This is a genomic window from Klebsiella sp. CN_Kp106 (genome assembly GCF_040064575.1).
Classification (GTDB): Bacteria; Pseudomonadota; Gammaproteobacteria; order Enterobacterales; family Enterobacteriaceae; genus Klebsiella; species Klebsiella michiganensis.
Window position 1 is genome coordinate 115,568 of record NZ_JBEAIG010000050.1, and the last position, 19,863, is coordinate 135,430.

Annotated in this window: 18 protein-coding genes; 9 read left to right on the top strand and 9 right to left on the bottom strand. The window is 57.2% G+C overall.

The genetic code is table 11. The annotated features are described in order from the left end of the window. Positions 1-29 precede the first annotated feature (29 nt). The 6 genes from kdsA to hemA are packed head-to-tail and all read right to left on the bottom strand — an operon-like array spanning position 30 to position 5,349. A complete protein-coding gene (kdsA, locus tag ABLU96_RS16250) occupies positions 30-884 on the bottom strand; it encodes a 3-deoxy-8-phosphooctulonate synthase (RefSeq protein WP_004851877.1) in 855 nt (284 codons plus the stop codon). Between the two features lie 39 nt (positions 885-923). After that, complete coding sequence (sirB1, locus tag ABLU96_RS16255; RefSeq protein ID WP_057173985.1) at positions 924-1,736, bottom strand: invasion regulator SirB1; 813 nt, start codon at positions 1,734-1,736, stop codon at positions 924-926. A 3-nt stretch (positions 1,737-1,739) separates the two neighbouring features. Further along, entirely contained in the window at positions 1,740-2,132 is a 393-nt protein-coding gene (gene sirB2, locus ABLU96_RS16260) for an invasion regulator SirB2 (RefSeq protein ID WP_004851880.1), read from the bottom strand. Continuing rightward, positions 2,129-2,968, bottom strand: a complete 840-nt coding sequence (prmC, locus tag ABLU96_RS16265; protein ID WP_057173984.1) for a peptide chain release factor N(5)-glutamine methyltransferase — start codon at positions 2,966-2,968, stop codon at positions 2,129-2,131. Before prmC ends, sirB2 begins: the two co-directional genes overlap by 4 nt. Beyond that, entirely contained in the window at positions 2,968-4,050 is a 1,083-nt protein-coding gene (prfA, locus tag ABLU96_RS16270) for a peptide chain release factor 1 (RefSeq protein WP_004851884.1), read from the bottom strand. Before prfA ends, prmC begins: the two co-directional genes overlap by 1 nt. 42 nt (positions 4,051-4,092) lie before the next feature. Next, positions 4,093-5,349: a glutamyl-tRNA reductase gene (hemA, locus tag ABLU96_RS16275; RefSeq protein WP_004851885.1), complete on the bottom strand. Its 1,257-nt coding sequence runs from the start codon at positions 5,347-5,349 to the stop codon at positions 4,093-4,095. Positions 5,350-5,622: 273 nt separating this feature from the next. Here hemA and lolB point away from each other — a divergent pair, with 273 nt between their 5' ends. The 4 genes from lolB (at position 5,623) to dauA (ending at position 10,141) form a co-directional block, all read left to right on the top strand. Further along, the gene (lolB, locus tag ABLU96_RS16280; RefSeq protein ID WP_004851888.1) at positions 5,623-6,234 is read left to right on the top strand and encodes a lipoprotein insertase outer membrane protein LolB; all 612 of its coding nucleotides are present in this window, start codon (positions 5,623-5,625) and stop codon (positions 6,232-6,234) included. Continuing rightward, complete coding sequence (gene ispE / locus ABLU96_RS16285) at positions 6,234-7,082, top strand: 4-(cytidine 5'-diphospho)-2-C-methyl-D-erythritol kinase (protein ID WP_163520787.1); 849 nt, start codon at positions 6,234-6,236, stop codon at positions 7,080-7,082. Before lolB ends, ispE begins: the two co-directional genes overlap by 1 nt. Before the next feature lie 182 nt (positions 7,083-7,264). Continuing rightward, entirely contained in the window at positions 7,265-8,212 is a 948-nt protein-coding gene (gene prs, locus ABLU96_RS16290; RefSeq protein WP_004103157.1) for a ribose-phosphate diphosphokinase, read from the top strand. A gap of 249 nt (positions 8,213-8,461) precedes the next feature. Next, positions 8,462-10,141: a C4-dicarboxylic acid transporter DauA gene (dauA, locus tag ABLU96_RS16295; protein ID WP_074189031.1), complete on the top strand. Its 1,680-nt coding sequence runs from the start codon at positions 8,462-8,464 to the stop codon at positions 10,139-10,141. Here dauA and ABLU96_RS16300 read toward each other — a convergent pair whose 3' ends face one another. Further along, positions 10,142-11,188, bottom strand: coding sequence for a MerR family transcriptional regulator (locus ABLU96_RS16300; protein ID WP_049083990.1), 1,047 nt, complete (start codon positions 11,186-11,188; stop codon positions 10,142-10,144). Positions 11,189-11,397: 209 nt separating this feature from the next. Next, the gene (gene ychH / locus ABLU96_RS16305; protein ID WP_004103160.1) at positions 11,398-11,673 is read right to left on the bottom strand and encodes a stress-induced protein YchH; all 276 of its coding nucleotides are present in this window, start codon (positions 11,671-11,673) and stop codon (positions 11,398-11,400) included. Positions 11,674-11,945: 272 nt separating this feature from the next. On the opposite strand from ychH, the gene pth reads away from it, so the two are divergent. After that, a complete protein-coding gene (gene pth / locus ABLU96_RS16310; protein WP_032749932.1) occupies positions 11,946-12,530 on the top strand; it encodes an aminoacyl-tRNA hydrolase in 585 nt (194 codons plus the stop codon). 117 nt (positions 12,531-12,647) lie between these two features. Further along, positions 12,648-13,742 carry a redox-regulated ATPase YchF gene (gene ychF, locus ABLU96_RS16315; protein WP_004851898.1) on the top strand — a complete coding sequence of 365 codons (1,095 nt, stop codon included), beginning with the start codon at positions 12,648-12,650 and terminating at the stop codon, positions 13,740-13,742. Between the two features lie 72 nt (positions 13,743-13,814). On the opposite strand, the gene ABLU96_RS16320 is transcribed toward ychF, so the two are convergent. Continuing rightward, positions 13,815-15,599: a sigma-54-dependent Fis family transcriptional regulator gene (locus tag ABLU96_RS16320; RefSeq protein WP_064405785.1), complete on the bottom strand. Its 1,785-nt coding sequence runs from the start codon at positions 15,597-15,599 to the stop codon at positions 13,815-13,817. A 490-nt stretch (positions 15,600-16,089) separates the two neighbouring features. On the opposite strand from ABLU96_RS16320, the gene ygeW reads away from it, so the two are divergent. The 3 genes from ygeW to ABLU96_RS16335 all read left to right on the top strand — a co-directional run bounded on the left by ygeW (position 16,090) and on the right by ABLU96_RS16335 (position 19,816). Then, positions 16,090-17,277: a knotted carbamoyltransferase YgeW gene (ygeW, locus tag ABLU96_RS16325; protein WP_004851903.1), complete on the top strand. Its 1,188-nt coding sequence runs from the start codon at positions 16,090-16,092 to the stop codon at positions 17,275-17,277. 64 nt (positions 17,278-17,341) lie between these two features. After that, the gene (gene dpaL, locus ABLU96_RS16330; protein WP_064379852.1) at positions 17,342-18,541 is read left to right on the top strand and encodes a diaminopropionate ammonia-lyase; all 1,200 of its coding nucleotides are present in this window, start codon (positions 17,342-17,344) and stop codon (positions 18,539-18,541) included. Positions 18,542-18,604: 63 nt separating this feature from the next. Beyond that, entirely contained in the window at positions 18,605-19,816 is a 1,212-nt protein-coding gene (locus ABLU96_RS16335; RefSeq protein WP_004851906.1) for a YgeY family selenium metabolism-linked hydrolase, read from the top strand. Positions 19,817-19,863: the final 47 nt, after the last annotated feature.

Here is a 19,863-nt window from a genome sequence, read left to right on the forward strand (position 1 = left end):
CGGGCAGGCTTTTGTCATTTCAGCGACGGTTACTTGCTGGTATCGAGCTCATCGAAGCCTTTAACCAGATCGTCGATGGCTTTCATCTGCTTGAGGAACGGCTCCAGTTTATCCAGCGGCAGCGCGGACGGACCGTCGCATTTCGCGTGCTCCGGATCCGGATGCGCTTCAATAAACAGGCCGGCGATACCCACCGCCATCCCGGCGCGCGCCAGTTCGGCAACCTGCGCGCGGCGTCCGCCGGAAGCGGCGCCAAACGGGTCGCGGCACTGCAGAGCGTGAGTAACGTCGAAGATAACCGGTGAGTTATTGGAGGCTTTCTTCATCACGCCAAAGCCCAGCATGTCGACGACCAGGTTATCGTAGCCGAAGTTCGCGCCGCGATCGCAAAGGATCACTTTGTCGTTGCCGCCTTCGATAAACTTATCGACGATATTGCCCATCTGGCCCGGGCTCACGAACTGCGGTTTTTTCACGTTGATCACCGCGCCGGTTTTCGCCATCGCTTCAACCAGATCGGTCTGACGGGCGAGGAACGCAGGCAGCTGAATAACGTCCACCACGTCAGCGACCGGCTGAGCCTGGCTGGCTTCGTGAACGTCGGTGATGATTTTCACGCCGAACGTTTGTTTCAGCTCCTGGAAAATCTTCATCCCTTCTTCCAGCCCCGGCCCGCGATAGGAGTGGATGGAAGAACGGTTAGCTTTATCAAAAGAGGCTTTAAACACATAAGGAATGCCCAGCTTCTGCGTGACGGTCACGTAGTGTTCGCAGATACGCATCGCCAGATCGCGGGATTCCAGCACGTTCATGCCACCAAACAGCACGAATGGCAGGTCGTTTGCTACGTTGATATCACCAATGCTAACCACTTTTTGTTTCATAAGTTCGCCTTATCAGGGTGTAACCGGAATGGTTTCAGACTAATGCAATGTAATTTGTTTGTGCGAAATGGTGTTGATCTGCGCGCGGATCATCTCGCTGATGGGATCCTCCGGGCACTGTTCAACGAAGTAACTGAGGTCCTGCAGCGCCACGTGATCGCAATCCAGCTGGGCGTATATCAGTCCCCGGTCGCGAATTTCGTACGGGTCTTCCGGATTGAACTGCAGCAGCGCTTCGCTGGTCCGTAACGCCAGCTCCATCTGCCGCTCTTCCATCAGCGCCGATTTGAGCGTGTCGAGCAGCTTGCGGATCACTTCCGCGTTGTCGGCTTCATCGAGGTCTTCGTTAAACAGCTCGGCGACCGGACTAATATTGCCCTTCAGCCACACTTCCAGCGTATGCTCGTTGAGCGTTTCGCCGTTAAATGGATTAATGAGCCACATCTCTTCGCTCTCTTCAGGGTCGGCGCGCAGCAGCATCTGGGTCGGAAAAATCACCGGCACCACCGGCAGCGCCAGACGCTGAGCAATCCACAGCAGGATTGCGCCTAGCGATACCGCGCTACCCTGACGATTGTTCAGGACTTTATCAAGCCAGAGCACGTCGGACAGGCGGTAAACGCCGCGCGAATCGCTAAAGCCCCAGTCATGATAGAAAAGCTCCAGCAGACGTTCTATCTGGCGCTCCTGGTCCCACGAAGAGGCAATCTCCTCACGCGCCAGGCCCAGCAGCCGCTCCAGCTCATCCTGCACATAGTGCGTCGGAAAATCGTCGCGGATTAATTCAGAAATGAGGACCATGCCGTCGCATAACGGCGCTTTATTAAATTCGAAATCAGCTAACGACCTCATGCCTTACCCCAGTAACGGTGTTCTTGTGATGGCGAGTTGAATAATGATAAACAACACCACCAGGGCCAGCAGAAAGGCGACAAACCGGCTCTGCTGACTGCGCTGGCGACGACGGCCCAGCGCGATAAATCCCAATGCGATATAAATGATAACGCCAAACAGCTTCTCAGTCAGCCATGTACCCTCTTCGGTAAACGGCAGATAGTGCGTTATTGCCATTAATCCGGCGCCGCTGAGAAACAGCAGCGTATCGCTACAGTGCGGCGCGATACGAACCCAGCGCTGGTCGAGCAGACGGTTTCCGCTCCAGCTCCACCAGTAGCGCAGCACGAACAGGCTCACCGAAACCACCACGCAGGCGATATGCAGATACAGTACCGCGTTAAACAGATTCATACGCCTCCCTGATATTGCCCGAGCGTCAGACGCTCGTTGTCTCCGTAGTCGCGACAGGTGGCAATATTGCCATAACCCGCCGCGCGAAAGATTGCGCGCACCGCTTCCCCCTGCGTCCAGCCGTGTTCCAGCAGCATCACGCCGCCGGCAGCCAGATAGCGGCGGCCTTCGCGGATGATATGCGCCAGATCGGCCAGACCGCCATCGGCGGCGACCAGCGCCGTTTTCGGCTCAAAGCGCACATCGCCCTGCGCAAGATGCGGGTCGGTTTCATCGATATAGGGCGGATTGCTGACGATGATGTCGAACTGCTGCCCGGCGAGCGCGCTAAACCAGTGGCTTTGCAGTATCCTGACGTTAGGGATAGCGAGATGTTCAGCGTTACGCGCCGCCAGCGCCACCGCGTCGGGCATTACGTCAACGGCGGTGACGTGGCAATCGGGGCGTTCGCTGGCCAGCGCCAGAGCGATGGCGCCGGTGCCGGTGCCGAGATCGAGAATGCGGCACGGCTTGTCGGATAACCGCGCCAGCGTCTGTTCAACCAGGCATTCGGTATCCGGACGCGGGATCAGCGTGGCGGGAGAAACGAACAGCGGCAGCGACCAGAATTCGCGCTGGCCCACCAGATGAGCCACCGGCTCGCCCAGGGCGCGACGGCTGAGCAGCGTTTCCAGCTCGGCGGCCTGCGCCGCCGTCAGCGCCGTTTCGCCAAAGGCGAGAATATAGGTCCGCGCCCTGCCGGTCACGTGACCCAGCAGGATTTCGGCATCCCGGCGCGGGCTTTCACTTTGGCTCAGGCGGACGATGGCCTGCGTCAGCCACTGCTGAAAAGTCATCATTCCTGCTCGGAAAGGGCGGCCAGCTGATCGGCCTGATATTCCTGAACGATCGGCTCAATCAGCATATCCAGCTTGCCTTCCATCGCTTCGTCCAGACGGTAAAGCGTCAGGTTGATGCGGTGATCGGTCACGCGGCCCTGCGGAAAGTTATAGGTGCGGTTACGATCGCTGCGATCGCCGCTGCCCAGCAGGTTACGACGCTCTGAGGCTTCCGCCTGCTGGCGCCTGGAGACTTCCGCGGCGCGAATACGCGCGCCAAGCACCGACAGCGCTTTGGCTTTGTTTTTGTGCTGAGAACGTTCGTCCTGACACTCGACGACGATGCCGGTCGGCAGGTGGGTAATACGGATCGCCGAGTCGGTGGTGTTAACGTGCTGACCGCCCGCGCCGGAGGAGCGGAAGGTATCGATGCGCAGATCGCTCGGGTTGATATCCGGCATTTCGGCTTCCGGCAGCTCCGGCATGACCGCCACTGTGCAGGCGGAGGTATGGATACGCCCCTGGGATTCGGTGGCCGGTACGCGCTGTACGCGATGGCCACCGGATTCGAACTTCAGTCGCCCATAGACGCCGTCGCCGCTGATTTTGGCAATCACTTCTTTAAAGCCGCCGTGCTCGCCTTCGTTGGCGCTCATGATTTCCACGCGCCAGCGGCGTGATTCCGCGTAACGGCTGTACATACGGAACAGATCGCCCGCGAACAGCGCCGCTTCATCGCCGCCGGTACCGGCGCGAACTTCAACAAACGCGTTACGCTCGTCGTCCGGGTCTTTTGGCAGCAGCAGAACCTGCAGCTGCTGCTCCATCTGCTCACCCTTTTCTTTCGCTTCGCGCAGCTCTTCCTGCGCCATTTCGCGCATTTCCGGGTCGTCGAGCATCATCTGCGCGGCTTCGATATCATCCTGCAGCTGACGCCAGTCGGTGTAGCAGCGGGCGACATCGCTCAGCTGTGCGTATTCGCGCGACAATGCGCGAAATTTATCCTGATCGGCGATGGTTGCGGCATCGCCGAGTAGCGCCTGAACTTCCTCATGGCGTTCGTAAAGGGCTTCCAGTTTGGCAACAATAGAAGGCTTCATAGGCGTGAATTCACCCTGTCCTAAAAAAGAGAGAAAGGTGCGCTATTCCAGCCCGAGGCTGTTGCGCAGAATATGCAGGCGTTCATCATCCCCGTCACGGGCGGCCTGCTGAAGAGATTTGGTTGGCGAGTGGATCAGGCGGTTAGTCAGCTTACGTGCCAGATCCTGCATGATTTCCTGCGCATCGCCGCCCTGATTGAGCGCAGCCAGCGCTTTTGCCGTCAGCTCCTCGCGGACCTGTTCGGCCTGGGAGCGATATTCGCGGATAGTCTCGCTGGCGCTCTGAGCGCGCAGCCAGGCCATAAATTCGCTGGCTTCCTGCTCGACAATGGTTTCCGCCTGCACCGCCGCGGCTTTACGCTGCGCCAGATTGTGCTGAATGATGTTTTGCAGATCGTCCACGCTGTAGAGATAGGCGTTCGCCAGCTTGCCAACCTCCGGTTCGACATCGCGCGGAACGGCGATATCCACCAGCAGCATCGGCTGATTGCGGCGCGCCTTCAGCGCGCGCTCCACCATCCCTTTGCCAATAATCGGCAGCGGGCTGGCGGTAGAACTAATAATGATATCCGCTTCTTTTAGCCGTTCGTCGATGTCGCTCAGGGCGATCACCTCCGCGCCGACTTCATCGGCCAGCGCCTGAGCGCGCTCGCGGGTGCGGTTAGCAATCACCATCTTGCGCACCTTATGCTCGCGCAGATGGCGGGCCACCAGCTCGATAGTCTCACCGGCGCCAACCAGCAGCACGGTCACGCTGGAGAGTGATTCGAAGATTTGTCGCGCCAGGGTACAGGCGGCAAACGCCACGGAGACCGCGCTGGCGCCGATATCGGTTTCGGTACGCACGCGTTTGGCCACCGAGAACGACTTCTGGAACATGCGCTCCAGCTCGCTAACGTTCAGGTGACCACGGCTGGAGTCGGCAAAGGCTTTTTTCACCTGCCCGAGGATCTGCGGCTCGCCCAGCACCAGCGAATCCAGGCCGCTGGCGACGCGCATCAGATGGCTAACCGCCTCGTTGTCCTGATGCCAGTAGAGGCTTTTGCGCAGGTCGTCTTCATTTAAACCGTGGTAGTCGCACAGCCAGCGGATAAGCACTTCCTGAAGGTTATCCTGCTCTTCGACGCTGAGATAGAGTTCCGTGCGGTTACAGGTCGACAGCACCACCCCGCCCTGCACCATTGGCTGGGCCAGCAAGCTCTCCAGCGCCTGATCGAGCGTATCCGGCGAAAACGTTACGCGTTCTCGCAGCGCTACAGGAGCTGTTTTGTGGTTAATGCCAAGAGCTAAAAGCGTCATTGTGAGGGAGTAGTACCAGCGTTGCTAAGGTTAGTCTGCAGGCATCATACAGGATGCGCGTAATCAATAAAAGAGAGGCTCCCCTTTTGGAGTAATAGCTAATCTGTAATAGCCATTAACGGTAATTTTTTGATTTCAGACAACTTGAACGTAGACGCTACCGTCCGGCAACGCTAGCATTAATGGTTATAATTGTAACCCGCTACACAAATCGGCCGCCTGTTTCTCCCATTCGCCGCATTTCACTGTAGACATCAAGGATTTGTCATCATTATGAATCGACTGTTCCGCCTGTTGCCGCTGGCAAGCCTCGTTCTGACCGCCTGTGCGATTAATGCTCCGAAAGGGCCGGGTAAAAGCCCGGATTCTCCACAGTGGCGTCAGCACCAGCAAGATGTCCGCAATCTTAATCAGTTCCAGACGCGCGGCGCTTTTGCTTATCTTTCTGATGAGCAAAAAGTCTATGCCCGCTTCTTCTGGCAGCAAACCGGCCAGGACCGCTACCGCCTGCTGCTGACTAACCCCCTCGGCAGCACCGAGCTGTCGTTAACCGCCCAGCCGGGCAGCGTGCAGCTGATTGACAATAAAGGCCAGACCTACACGGCGACCGACGCCGAAGAGATGATTGGCCGCCTGACCGGCATGCCGATTCCGCTCAACAGCCTGCGCCAGTGGATTATTGGCCTGCCGGGCGAGGCCACCGACTACTCGCTTGACGACCAGTACCGCCTGCGCGAGCTGAACTACACGCAAAACGGCAAAACCTGGCACGTCACCTACGGTGGCTACACCTCGGACACCAAACCTTCGCTACCGGCCAATATGGAGCTTAACGACGGCAGTCAGCGCATCAAGCTGAAAATGGATAACTGGATTGTGAAATGATGACCCGCTGGCCTTCTCCCGCAAAGCTGAATCTGTTTTTGTATATTACCGGGCAGCGCGCCGACGGTTACCACACCCTGCAGACGCTGTTTCAGTTTCTGGATTATGGCGACACGCTGATGATTGAACCGCGCGACGATGGCCAGCTGCGTCTGCTGACGCCGGTTGACGGCGTGCCGGATGAAGAGAACCTGATTATTCGCGCGGCCAGGCTTTTAATGCAGGCCGCAGCCCAGGCCGGGAAGCTTCCTGCGAGCAGCGGCGCCGATATCAGCATCGACAAGGTTCTTCCGATGGGCGGCGGCCTCGGCGGCGGTTCGTCCAACGCCGCGACCGTACTGGTGGCGCTGAATCACTTATGGGGCTGCCATCTCTCGGAAGATGAGCTGGCGGCGTTGGGTCTGCAGCTGGGCGCCGACGTGCCGGTGTTCGTGCGCGGCCATGCGGCCTTTGCCGAAGGCGTCGGGGAAATTCTCACCCCGGCCGAACCGGAGGAAAAATGGTATCTGGTGGCCCATCCGGGAGTGAGCATTCCCACGCCGATCATTTTTCGCGATCCGGAACTCCCGCGCAATACCCCGTCAAGGTCAATTAATACGTTATTAAAATGTAAATTCGGCAATGATTGCGAGGTTATCGCAAGAAAACGTTTTCGTGAGGTTGATGCAGCGCTTTCCTGGCTGTTAGAATATGCGCCGTCGCGCCTGACTGGCACCGGTGCATGTGTGTTTGCTGAATTTGACACTGAATCCGCCGCTCGTCAGGTGCTTGAAAAAGCCCCGGCATGGCTGCATGGCTTCGTAGCGCGAGGTGTTAATATCTCTCCGCTCAAGCAGGCGCTGCGCTAAGTTCTGCTCATTATAGCAAATTTGGTGAAAACGCCGGGGAAACTGAGTTACGGTGACAACGTCACCCTGTTCCAGACGTTGCATCGGGCTCTTTAAATACACCGCCTGGATGAAATCGTGCCCACCCGCACCGTTTTTGGCCCATTTCATCCACCACTGGACGCATGCCTGAGGTTCTTCTCGTGCCTGATATGAAGCTTTTTGCTGGTAACGCCACCCCGGAACTAGCACAACGTATTGCCAACCGCCTGTACACTTCTCTTGGCGACGCCGCTGTAGGTCGTTTTAGCGACGGCGAAGTCAGCGTACAAATCAATGAAAACGTACGCGGTGGTGATATTTTCATCATCCAGTCCACTTGTGCTCCCACCAACGACAACCTGATGGAACTGGTTGTTATGGTTGATGCTCTGCGTCGTGCTTCGGCAGGTCGTATCACCGCTGTTATCCCCTACTTCGGTTATGCTCGCCAGGACCGTCGTGTTCGTTCTGCTCGTGTGCCTATCACCGCGAAAGTGGTTGCTGACTTCCTGTCCAGCGTCGGCGTTGACCGCGTTCTGACCGTTGACCTGCACGCAGAACAAATTCAGGGCTTCTTTGACGTTCCGGTGGATAACGTATTCGGCAGCCCGATCCTGCTGGAAGATATGCTGCAGCTGAACCTGGATAACCCTATCGTGGTTTCTCCGGACATCGGCGGCGTGGTTCGCGCTCGCGCTATCGCCAAGCTGCTGAACGATACCGATATGGCTATCATCGACAAACGCCGTCCGCGCGCTAACGTTTCTCAGGTGATGCACATCATCGGTGACGTCGCCGGCCGTGACTGCGTAATGGTTGACGATATGATCGATACCGGCGGTACCCTGTGTAAAGCTGCGGAAGCGCTGAAAGAGCGCGGCGCGAAACGCGTATTCGCCTACGCCACGCACCCGATCTTCTCCGGCAACGCCATCCAGAACATCAAAAACTCTGTGATTGACGAATTCGTCGTCTGCGATACCATTCCGCTGACGCCGGAAATCAAAGCGCTGGAAAAGGTACGTACTCTGACGCTGTCTGGTATGCTGGCCGAAGCGATTCGTCGTATCAGCAACGAAGAATCTATCTCTGCTATGTTCGAACATTAATCGAGCCCGGCTCAAAAACCCGCTGCGGCGGGTTTTTTTGTCTCTGAACCTTTTATTCTCCACAAAATCATTCGGCATGCGTCAAGGCGGCAAGTGAATGAATCTCCGGCAGCGTACAGGCAGTACGAGACCGGGATAAATGAACGCAGCCAACACAGAGGCATCCCGAAGGATGACGTGGAAATGACCGATGCCTCCTTCACCTGCCATTTAGTTGACAGATGATGCGCTCATGGATGAAACATTATTGTGAACAGATTATTTTCCTCACATGTGATGCCTTTCCGCGCCCTCATCGACGCTTGTTGGAAAGAAAAATATACCGCTTCGCGGTTTACTCGTGATGTGATTGCCGGAATTACCGTCGGGATTATCGCTATCCCGCTGGCGATGGCGCTGGCAATTGGCAGCGGGGTGGCGCCGCAGTACGGTCTCTATACCTCCGCGGTGGCGGGGATCGTGATTGCGTTAACCGGCGGCTCGCGCTTCAGCGTGTCCGGTCCAACCGCCGCTTTTGTGGTGATCCTCTACCCGGTCTCGCAGCAGTTCGGGCTCGCCGGGCTGCTGGTCGCCACCTTGATGTCGGGGATCTTCCTGATTCTTTTCGGCCTGGCGCGCTTTGGCCGCCTGATTGAGTATATTCCGCTATCGGTCACCCTCGGCTTCACCTCCGGGATCGGTATCACCATCGGTACCATGCAAATTAAAGATTTTCTCGGTCTGCAGATGGCCCACGTGCCTGAACATTATCTGCAGAAAGTCGGCGCGCTGGCGATGGCGCTGCCGACCATTAACCCCGGCGATGCCGCCATCGGCGTTGTCACGCTGGGCACGCTGATTATCTGGCCGCGTCTGGGGATTCGTCTGCCGGGCCACCTGCCGGCCCTGCTGGCGGGCTGCGCGGTGATGGGCGTGGTCAACCTGCTTGGCGGGCACGTCGCCACCATCGGCTCTCAGTTCCACTATATTCTCGCCGACGGCAGCCAGGGCAACGGTATTCCGCAGCTGCTGCCGCAGCTGGTGCTGCCGTGGGATATGCCCGGTTCAGACTTTACCCTCAGCTGGTCCTCGCTGCAGGCGCTGCTGCCGGCGGCGTTTTCCATGGCCATGCTCGGGGCGATTGAGTCCCTGCTGTGCGCCGTGGTGCTGGACGGCATGACCGGCACCAAACACAAGGCCAATAGCGAGCTGATTGGCCAGGGGCTCGGCAATATCGTCGCGCCGTTCTTCGGCGGCATTACCGCCACCGCCGCTATCGCCCGCTCGGCGGCCAACGTTCGCGCCGGGGCGACCTCGCCGGTTTCCGCCGTGATCCACGCGCTGCTGGTGATCATGGCGCTGCTGGTGCTTGCCCCTCTGCTCTCCTGGCTGCCGCTTTCCGCGATGGCGGCGCTGCTGCTGATGGTGGCATGGAATATGAGCGAAGCGCACAAGGTCGTTAACCTGCTGCGCTATGCGCCAAAAGACGACATTATCGTCATGCTGATGTGTATGTCGCTGACCGTCCTGTTTGATATGGTCATCGCTATTAGCGTCGGTATTGTGCTGGCTTCCCTGCTGTTTATGCGCCGGATCGCGCGGATGACCCGCCTCGCGCCGGTCAACGTCGAGGTTCCCGATGACGTACTGGTGCTGCGCGTCATTGGTCCGCTGTTTTTCGCCGCCGCGGAAGGGTTGTTTACCGATCTGGAAACGCGGATTGCTGGCAAGCGTATCGTCGTGCTGAAGTGGGATGCGGTGCCGGTGCTGGATGCCGGCGGGCTGGATGCCTTCCAGCGCTTCGTGAATAAGCTGCCGGAAGGCTGTGAGCTACGCGTGTCGAACCTGGAATTTCAGCCCCTGCGTACCCTGGCGCGGGCAGGCGTTAAGCCGATTCCGGGCCGCCTGAGCTTCTACCCGGACCGCAGCGCCGCGCTGGAGGATATTTAATTACCCGGCGGCAGGCCCCGGCGCCTGCCGCATCATTACGCCAATCGCCTGCTGAAGCCAGCCAAGCACCTCCGGCGTCATCCACGTTCCCTTCATCAAATGCGGCTCCCGCTCCATGGCATAACGAAACTTCTGCTGCGTGTGCGGATCCTTTCCCGCGTAAGACTGGAACAGCGCCAGCCAGCGCTGCGCCAGCTGCTGACCTTCCGCTGAGGCAGGCTCCCGCTTCTCACGACAGGCCCGATGCAGCTCGGCCACCAGCGCCGGCCACTCCATCAGGCGATCGAAATAGTGCTGCCGTGTAAAAGCCAGCTCTTCGGCGTTCAGATAGCGCGCCCAGATGGCCAGCTTGCTTTCGGCAAAAGCACGGGTAATGAAATCAATCATCTCCGGCGTTACCCCGGTTTGTTCGCGCATCTGCGGTTCGGCGGCGTGCATCTCATTCAGGCGAGTCAGAAACTCCGGCCTGCCGGCGGTATCCTGCTCCAGCTGCGCCATCCAGCGGGTGGCCAGCGCAATCGCCCGAGGCTCATCGGCCGGACAGCGTTCGCCCATAAGCTGCTGCGCTTCACCTACCAGCTCCAGCCATATCTGGTTACGCTGCGCATCCTGCTCTGCGAACGGCAGCACCTGTAATTCCTGTTGACTAAACCAGCGATCGTACATTTTCATCAGCTCCAGCGTTTGTAGCCAGGACTCCAGGTCGGGCTCGTCTCCGCTGTCCAGCTCTTCACGCAGCAGCGCCAGGCGCTGGCGCAGCGTGGAGAGGGTTTGCAGCTGCCGGTCGAGGGTGGCGATCTGCTTGACCAGCAGGTCGGACAGCGAGAAGGCGTCCCGGTCGAGATAGTCCTTGATAGTGGCGAGTTCCAGCCCGGCCTGCGCCAGCGCTTTGATCATATGCAGTCGCTGAACGGCCGCCAGATTATAGAGCCGGTAACCCGCCGCGCTTCTGGCCGAAGGCGTCAGCAGTCCCGTTTGTTCATAGTGATGTAGCGTGCGGACGGTTATGCCGGCGCGCTTCGCCAGTTCACCCACCTGAATTAACATGACTGCTCCTTTCGTTTACCAGTGGCGCCACTCTGCTGCCTGACGTGACGTCAGGGTCAAGCGTTCTGTACAGGAATTGTATTAGGCAGGCGGTGCCGAAGAAAGACGAAGAGAGAAAGGAGGATTTGAGACACCAACAGGCGGGCAGCCTGAACGGGCGGCATGAAAACGCACCAGCCGTTCACAACGGCTGGCGGTCTGGAATTCACTCAGCTGTGGCGATGCTGATCGCGGCGGCAGCGTTTATCGTAGTGGCGAACCCACCAGTATCTGTCGCTAACCTGTTCATGACCGCCGATACGGGCGCCAGCCAGCCACAGTACCGCGCCGACAAAGATACTCAAGATCGCGCCGTGTGCGAAAAACTGCGGCAGGTCAAGCTGCGGAAGCTGGTTTAAAATAGAATAACCAACGCCGACAACCATGACGACCAACCCCAACCCCATCAGCACATTACCGAGTAACGAAGCGTTTCTGCGTTTCATATGTCACCTCCGGAACCTTGGGTTGCATGGGAATATCCCCAAATCTTATAGGTGTAGTATAGACAATGGCCAATATAGCGATTGCGTGGACGATCACAGAAGCGAACATCTTGCCAACAAAAGTTTACAAATAACCCACTGAACAACATCAAATTCTAATTATTCAAACCCGTGATTATCTGTGGCAGGTGCGTTTCGCTGGCAGAATTTTGTCAACCGCGCGCGCAGACAGTACACTACGCGCCAGAGAACGATCCAAGCAGGATAAAAAAGTGAGCATAAAATTAATTGTCGGCCTGGCGAACCCCGGCGCTGAATACGCGGCGACGCGACATAACGCCGGCGCCTGGTACGTGGATTTACTGGCTGAACGCCACCGCGCGCCGCTGCGCGAAGAGAGCAAATTCTTCGGCTACACCTCGCGGATTAACCTTGCCGGCGAGGATGTCCGCCTGCTGGTGCCGACCACCTTTATGAACCTGAGCGGCAAAGCCGTCGGCGCGATGGCGACCTTCTTTCGCATCAACCCGGACGAAATCCTGGTCGCCCACGATGAGCTCGACTTACCGCCAGGCGTGGCTAAGTTCAAGCTGGGCGGCGGCCACGGCGGCCATAATGGCCTGAAAGACATCATCAGCAAGCTGGGCAATAACCCGAACTTTCACCGCTTACGCGTGGGAATCGGCCATCCGGGCGATAAAAATAAAGTTGTCGGTTTTGTGCTGGGCAAGCCCCCCGCCAGTGAACAGAAGCTGATTGATGAGGCCGTTGACGAAGCGGTACGCTGCACCGAGGTGTGGCTGAAGGATGGCCTGACCAAGGCGACCAACCGTTTACACGCTTTTAAAGCGCAATAACCGGTCGGCGTGCGGAATTTTTGTCACGCACCGTGTATAATAGGCGAAGCTATTTACTTTTCTGCAATCTGTTCACTGTAACAGGTTGATTATCCAAAGATTAAGGTGATTTAAATCATGGGATTCAAATGCGGTATCGTCGGTTTGCCCAACGTCGGCAAATCCACCCTGTTCAATGCGCTCACTAAAGCGGGTATTGAAGCGGCCAACTTCCCCTTCTGTACCATTGAGCCGAACACCGGTGTCGTGCCGATGCCCGATCCGCGTCTGGACAAACTGGCTGAAATCGTCAAACCACAGCGTATTCTGCCGACCACGATGGAATTCGTTGATATCGCAGGCCTCGTTAAAGGCGCGTCGAAAGGTGAAGGCCTGGGCAACCAGTTCCTGACCAACATCCGCGAAACCGAAGCTATCGGTCACGTAGTGCGCTGCTTCGAAAACGACAACATCATCCACGTTAACAATAAAGTGGATCCGGCTGACGATATTGACGTTATCAACACCGAGCTGGCGCTCTCCGACCTGGACACCTGCGAGCGCGCTATCCACCGCGTGCAGAAGAAAGCCAAAGGCGGCGATAAAGACGCGAAAGCCGAGCTGGCGGCGCTGGAAAAATGCCTGCCGCACCTTGAGAACGCCGGCATGCTGCGTTCGCTGAAGAACCTGACTGAAGAAGACAAAGCGGCGATTAAATACCTGAGCTTCCTGACCCTGAAGCCGACCATGTATATCGCCAACGTCAACGAAGACGGCTTTGAGAACAACCCTTATCTCGATAAAGTTCGCGAAATTGCCGCCGCCGAAGGTTCTGTGGTGGTCGCCGTTTGCGCCGCCGTTGAGTCCGATATCGCCGAGCTGGACGATGCCGACCGCGATGAGTTTATGGCCGAGCTGGGTCTCGAAGAGCCGGGCCTGAACCGCGTTATCCGCGCCGGCTACGAGCTGCTGAACCTGCAGACCTACTTTACCGCAGGGGTGAAGGAAGTGCGCGCCTGGACTATCCCCGTCGGCGCCACTGCTCCGCAGGCCGCGGGTAAAATCCACACCGACTTTGAAAAAGGCTTTATCCGCGCGCAGACCATCGCCTATGAAGACTTTATTACCTATAAAGGCGAACAGGGTGCCAAAGAAGCCGGGAAAATGCGCGCTGAAGGTAAAGACTACATCGTGAAAGATGGCGATGTGATGAACTTCCTGTTCAACGTCTAAGCGTTTCTTCGCCGTCATGCCATCCACAAAATCCACGCGTTCGCGTGGATTTTTTATTGCCCGCCGTTCCCGTCAGTTCTGACCCGCCGCCAGCGAATATTTCTTTATTTTGCGATACAGCGTGGCGATGCCGATGCCCAGCTCATCCGCCGCCTGCTTTTTATTACTGTAGCGAGAGAGCGCATCGCGGATCATCTGCCGCTCCATCTCCTCCAGCGCCGTCACGTTCTCCTCCTGAGTGAGGGTCGCTGGCGCTGAAGCCGACGACGTCGCCTGGCTCGCCGCTTCACCGCTGCTTAACAGATTCGGCGGCAGCAGCGACATATCGATGATTTCTCCCGACGGCACCACGTTGACCAGGTACTCCATCAGGTTGCTGAGTTCGCGAATATTGCCCGGCCAGCGATAGCGCTTAAGGAAATCGATCACGTCCTGCGCGACGCCGGGATAAACCAGATTGAGACGACCGGTGTGCAGATGCAGGAAATAGTGAATCAGCAGCTCAATGTCGTCCTGACGTTCGCGCAGCGGCGGCAGGCGCAGCGGAATCACGTTCAGACGATAGTAGAGATCTTCGCGGAACTTCCCTTCCGCGATGTACTGTTCCAGGTTTTGATTGGTCGCGGATATGATACGAATATCGACCTGAACCGGATGGCTGGCGCCCACCGGCTGAATCTCACGTGACTCAATGGCCCGCAGCAGCTTGGCCTGCAGAGTGAGCGGCATATCGCCAATTTCGTCAAGAAACAGCGTCCCGCTATTGGCCGCCTGAATCAGGCCGGTCTTACCGTTTGCCGATGCGCCGGTAAACGCCCCCTTCACGTAGCCAAACAGTTCGCTTTCTAACAGCTGCTCGGGTATCGCGGCGCAGTTAATCGCGATAAAGGGCTTCGCGTGGCGATCGCTGAGCTTATGGATAGCGCGGGCAACCACCTCTTTCCCGGTCCCACTTTCACCGGCAATCATCACGCTGGAGGGGCTCGGGGCCACGCGGCTGATCAGCTTTTTAAGCTGCCGCATAGGTCGACACTCTCCCACCATCGCCTCAATCTGCGGCCCTTCCTGCCCGCAGCTGAAATCGGCCGAAGAGTGCGACTGATGGAACGCCATTAAAAATAACCACTGATCCTGCACCGCGTGCAGCTGGCCGATAATGAGCTCCTTGCGATCGTCAAAGGAGATAATGTGCTGCATATGGCCGTGCTTGAAATTATCTTCGAAGGTCAACGGCTGAAACTGGATTGACTTACCAATCACCTGCCCCTGAGTGACGCTCATTATTTTCAAAGCGGCCTGGTTGGCAAATTTGACTCTTTGATCGTTACCCACGACCAGAACGCCCTGATCCATATTTTCGATCATGGTTAAAAATATTTTATGGATATTGTCGCCGACCGCCCGCTCCTGCAAAAAGCGGGAAACGAATATGGTTGAGACATGACGAACATAATCAGAAAACTCCTGGATATTCGCATTTATACGTTCCTGCTGCTCGCGCGTCAGCGCAACCAGGCTAATAACGCCGACGCAGCGGTCGTGATACATCACCGGCGTGCCAAGAAAGGCTTTCTCTTCGCATTTCTCCTTATTTTTACAGTCTTTACACAGGGGGTCGAAGCGGGAGTGGGTAACGACCTTCTCGGTCTGTGTTTCAATAATGTAACGCAGAAGCCGTGAATTTGAATTTAATTTATAGCCAATCTGTTTACTATAAGCGCCAGTTCCGGCGACCCGGTATAATTCGTTATCAACAATCTCGACCTCCAGCTGCAGCACGCTGGATAACATCCTTGCAAACTTTTGAATTGTAGGCTGAATCTGCATTAAAATGGAGGGTGCTTTGGACGGTATCATGTCTATCGGCCTTCTATTATTGCTCACCTGTTCGGCGTCAAGCGAAGCGGCTTTATTTATCTGCGGGGAATGATACCACTCCTTTTAGCCACCCGCGTTGTTATAGATAGGGCCAATTCCCCCACCTTATCTTAAATATGCAAGAGCTATCACAGTTTCTTATCATTATGATAAATTTGCAGCGGTTTTTATCATATTGGCGCAATGTGAAGATGATAATCGCATTATTTACGGTGGCAACCCGCGCCTGTCCCGCTGAAATGGACAGCGGGGGGAAAAATTTCACCTTTCTCTTCCCGGGATAACTCGCCTGAATTCGTGACAGACCTGGCATAATCTTAACTATTCAATCCTCTCCGCCGCCTCTCCCGGAGGATTTGGCACGCTTATTGTTAGTGGTAATACAGCGCTGGCAGTCGCTAATTCGGCAACTCTGCATATCCGACCGCACAGCAATCAATAAGCCGTCATTCACGACCAGGATTGAAACATGAAAACTGTTAACGAACTGATTAAGGATATCAATAAACTTAACTCTCATCTCAGTGAGAAAGACTTTCTGCTGACCTGGGAACAATCGCCGGATGAGCTGAAACAGGTGCTGGACGTCGCCGCCGCGCTAAAAACGCTACGCGCTGAAAATATCGCCACCAAAGTGTTTAACAGCGGATTGGGTATTTCCGTGTTCCGCGATAACTCAACCCGCACCCGCTTCTCCTATGCCTCCGCGCTCAACCTGTTAGGTCTGGCGCAACAGGATCTGGATGAGGGGAAATCGCAAATTGCCCACGGCGAAACGGTCCGTGAAACCGCCAATATGATCTCCTTCTGCGCCGACGCCATCGGCATCCGCGATGACATGTTCCTTGGCGCGGGCAACGCCTACATGCGTGAGGTAGGCGAAGCGCTGGACGACGGCCACAAGCAGGGCGTCCTGCCGCAGCGACCGGCGCTGATCAATCTGCAGTGCGATATCGACCACCCGACGCAATCCATGGCCGATCTCGCCTGGCTGCGCGAGCACTTCGGTTCGCTGGAGAATCTGAAAGGTAAGAAGATCGCCATGACCTGGGCCTACTCGCCGAGCTATGGCAAGCCCCTCTCGGTGCCGCAGGGCATTATCGGCCTGATGACCCGCTTCGGTATGGACGTCACCCTCGCCCACCCGGAAGGGTACGACCTGATCCCTGACGTTATCGAAGTGGCAAAAAACAATGCCCAGGCCTCCGGCGGCAGCTTCCGCCAGGTGAACAGCATGGAGGAAGCCTTTAAAGACGCCGATATCGTCTATCCGAAATCCTGGGCGCCGTACAAGGTAATGGAAAAACGCACCGAGCTGCTGCGCGCAAATGACCATGAAGGTCTGAAGGCGCTGGAGAAAGCCTGCCTTGAGCAGAACGCCGGCCATAAAGACTGGCACTGTACGGAAGAGATGATGAAGCACACCCGCGACGGTGACGCGCTGTATATGCACTGCCTGCCGGCGGATATCACCGGCGTCTCCTGCGACGCGGGCGAAGTCACCGAGGGAGTCTTCGAGAAGTACCGGATCCCGACCTACAAAGAGGCCAGCTGGAAGCCGTACATCATCGCCGCGATGATCGTCTGCCGCAAATACGCGAACCCGGGCAAGGTGCTGGAGCAGCTGCTCAAGGAAGCGCAGAAACGCATCAAATAATCCCCAGGCTGGCCTGCGGGCCAGCCCCACGACTTTCGCATTTCAAAAAGGATAAGGATCGAGTATGTCTGCTTTCTCACTGAAAATGGATATTGCCGAAAACCGTTTTTTTAACGGAGAGATTTCACCGCTGTTTTCACGCCAGCAGGCGCAGCAGGCTCGCCGCTTTCATCAAAAGATCGCCGGCTATCAGCCTACGCCGCTGGTGGCGCTGAACGAACTTTCCGCGCTGTTTGGGGTACAAAAAATCCTCGTTAAAGATGAATCCCGGCGCTTTGGCCTCAATGCCTTCAAAATGCTCGGCGGCTCTTATGCTATCGCCCGGCTGCTGTGTGAAAAATATCATTTAGATATCAACGATCTCTCCTTCGAAACGCTCAAATCCAGCATCAAAGAGAAGATGACGTTCGCCACCACGACCGACGGCAACCACGGCCGCGGCGTGGCGTGGGCAGCCCGCCAGTTAGGCCAGAACGCCGTCATCTATATGCCGAAAGGCTCCGCGCAGGAGCGGGTTGACGCCATACTGCGCCTCGGCGCCGAGTGTATCGTCACCGACATGAACTACGACGACACCGTCCGCTTTACCATGCAGACCGCGCAGAAAAACGGCTGGGAGGTGGTGCAGGACACCGCCTGGGAAGGCTACACAAAAATTCCGACCTGGATTATGCAGGGCTACGCCACCCTCGCCGATGAAACGGTAGAACAGCTCTCCTCAATGGGTATCGCCCGTCCGACGCACGTGCTTCTGCAGGGCGGCGTGGGGGCGATGGCGGGCGGCGTGCTGGGCTACCTGGCCGATGTCTACGGCGCGAAGCATCTCCATTCCATTATCGTCGAGCCGGAGCTGGCCGACTGTCTCTACCGCTCTGCGCTAAAGGGCCAGATCGTCAACGTCAGCGGCGATATGGCCACCATTATGGCCGGTCTCGCCTGCGGTGAGCCCAACCCGCTGGGCTGGGAAGTGCTGCGCAACTGCGCCACGCAGTTTGTCTCCTGTCAGGACGCCGTCGCCGCCCTCGGCATGCGGGTGCTGGGAAACCCGGCGGGCCAGGATCCGCGCGTTATTTCCGGCGAATCCGGCGCCGTCGGTCTCGGCCTGCTGGCGGCGATTTATTTCCATCCGCAGCGCGAAGCGCTGATGCACAAGCTCAAGCTGGATAGCGATTCCGTGGTGCTGGTGATTAGCACCGAAGGCGACACCGACGTTAAGCACTATCGCGAAGTCGTCTGGGAAGGCAAACATCCGGCCGCGCAGTAGCCGATTGATCAACATTCCTCCCGCCCGGCGGGACCCCCGTATTCAGAACTGGAGAACATCCTTATGGCTAAGCAAATTCCGTTCAACGCGATCCTGGAAAAATCAAAACAATACGAAAAAGAGATGACCCGCTTCCTGCGCGATATGATCGCCATCCCCAGCGAAAGCAGCGATGAGAAGCGCGTGGTGCACCGTATCAAAGAGGAGATGGAGAAAGTCGGGTTCGACAAAGTGGAAATCGATCCGATGGGTAACGTGCTGGGCTACATCGGCCACGGCCCGCGTCTGGTCGCCATGGACGCGCACATTGATACCGTCGGCATTGGCAACATCAAGAACTGGAACTTCGATCCGTACGAAGGTATGGAGACCGATGAGCTGATCGGCGGACGCGGCGCGTCTGACCAGGAGGGCGGAATGGCCTCAATGGTTTACGCCGGTAAAATCATTAAAGATCTGGGCCTGGAAGATGAGTATACCCTGCTGGTGACCGGTACCGTTCAGGAAGAGGATTGCGACGGCCTGTGCTGGCAGTACATTATTGAACAATCCGGCATACGTCCGGAATTCGTGGTCAGCACCGAACCTACCGACTGCCAGATTTACCGCGGCCAGCGCGGGCGTATGGAGATCCGCGTGGAGGTTCAGGGCGTCAGCTGCCACGGCTCCGCCCCGGAGCGCGGCGATAACGCCATCTTCAAAATGGCGCCCGTTCTCACCGAGCTGGAACAGCTTTCGCACAAGCTGGGCGATGACGAGTTCCTCGGCAAAGGCACCCTGACCGTTTCCGAGATTTTCTTCACCTCGCCGAGCCGCTGCGCGGTAGCGGATAGCTGCGCCGTCTCCATTGACCGCCGTCTGACCTGGGGCGAAACATGGGAAGGCGCGCTGGAAGAGATCCGCGCGCTGCCGGCGGTGAAAAAAGCCGCCGCGGTGGTCTCGATGTACAACTACGAACGCCCCTCCTGGACCGGCCTGGTCTACCCGACCGAATGCTACTTCCCGACCTGGAAAGTGGAAGAGAACCACTTCACCGTTCGCGCCCTGAGCAACGCCTATGAAGGTCTGTTCGGCAAAGCGCCGGTGGTGGATAAGTGGACCTTCTCCACCAACGGCGTCTCCATTATGGGCCGCCACGGCATTCCGGTTATCGGCTTTGGGCCTGGGAAAGAGCCGGAGGCGCATGCGCCGAATGAGAAAACCTGGAAATCGCATCTGGTAACCTGCGCCGCGATGTATGCCGCTATCCCGCTGAGCTGGCTGGCCACGGAGTAATTGTTCGTCCTGTCTGCCGCCGCGCTCTGCGGCGGTATGTTGAGGTT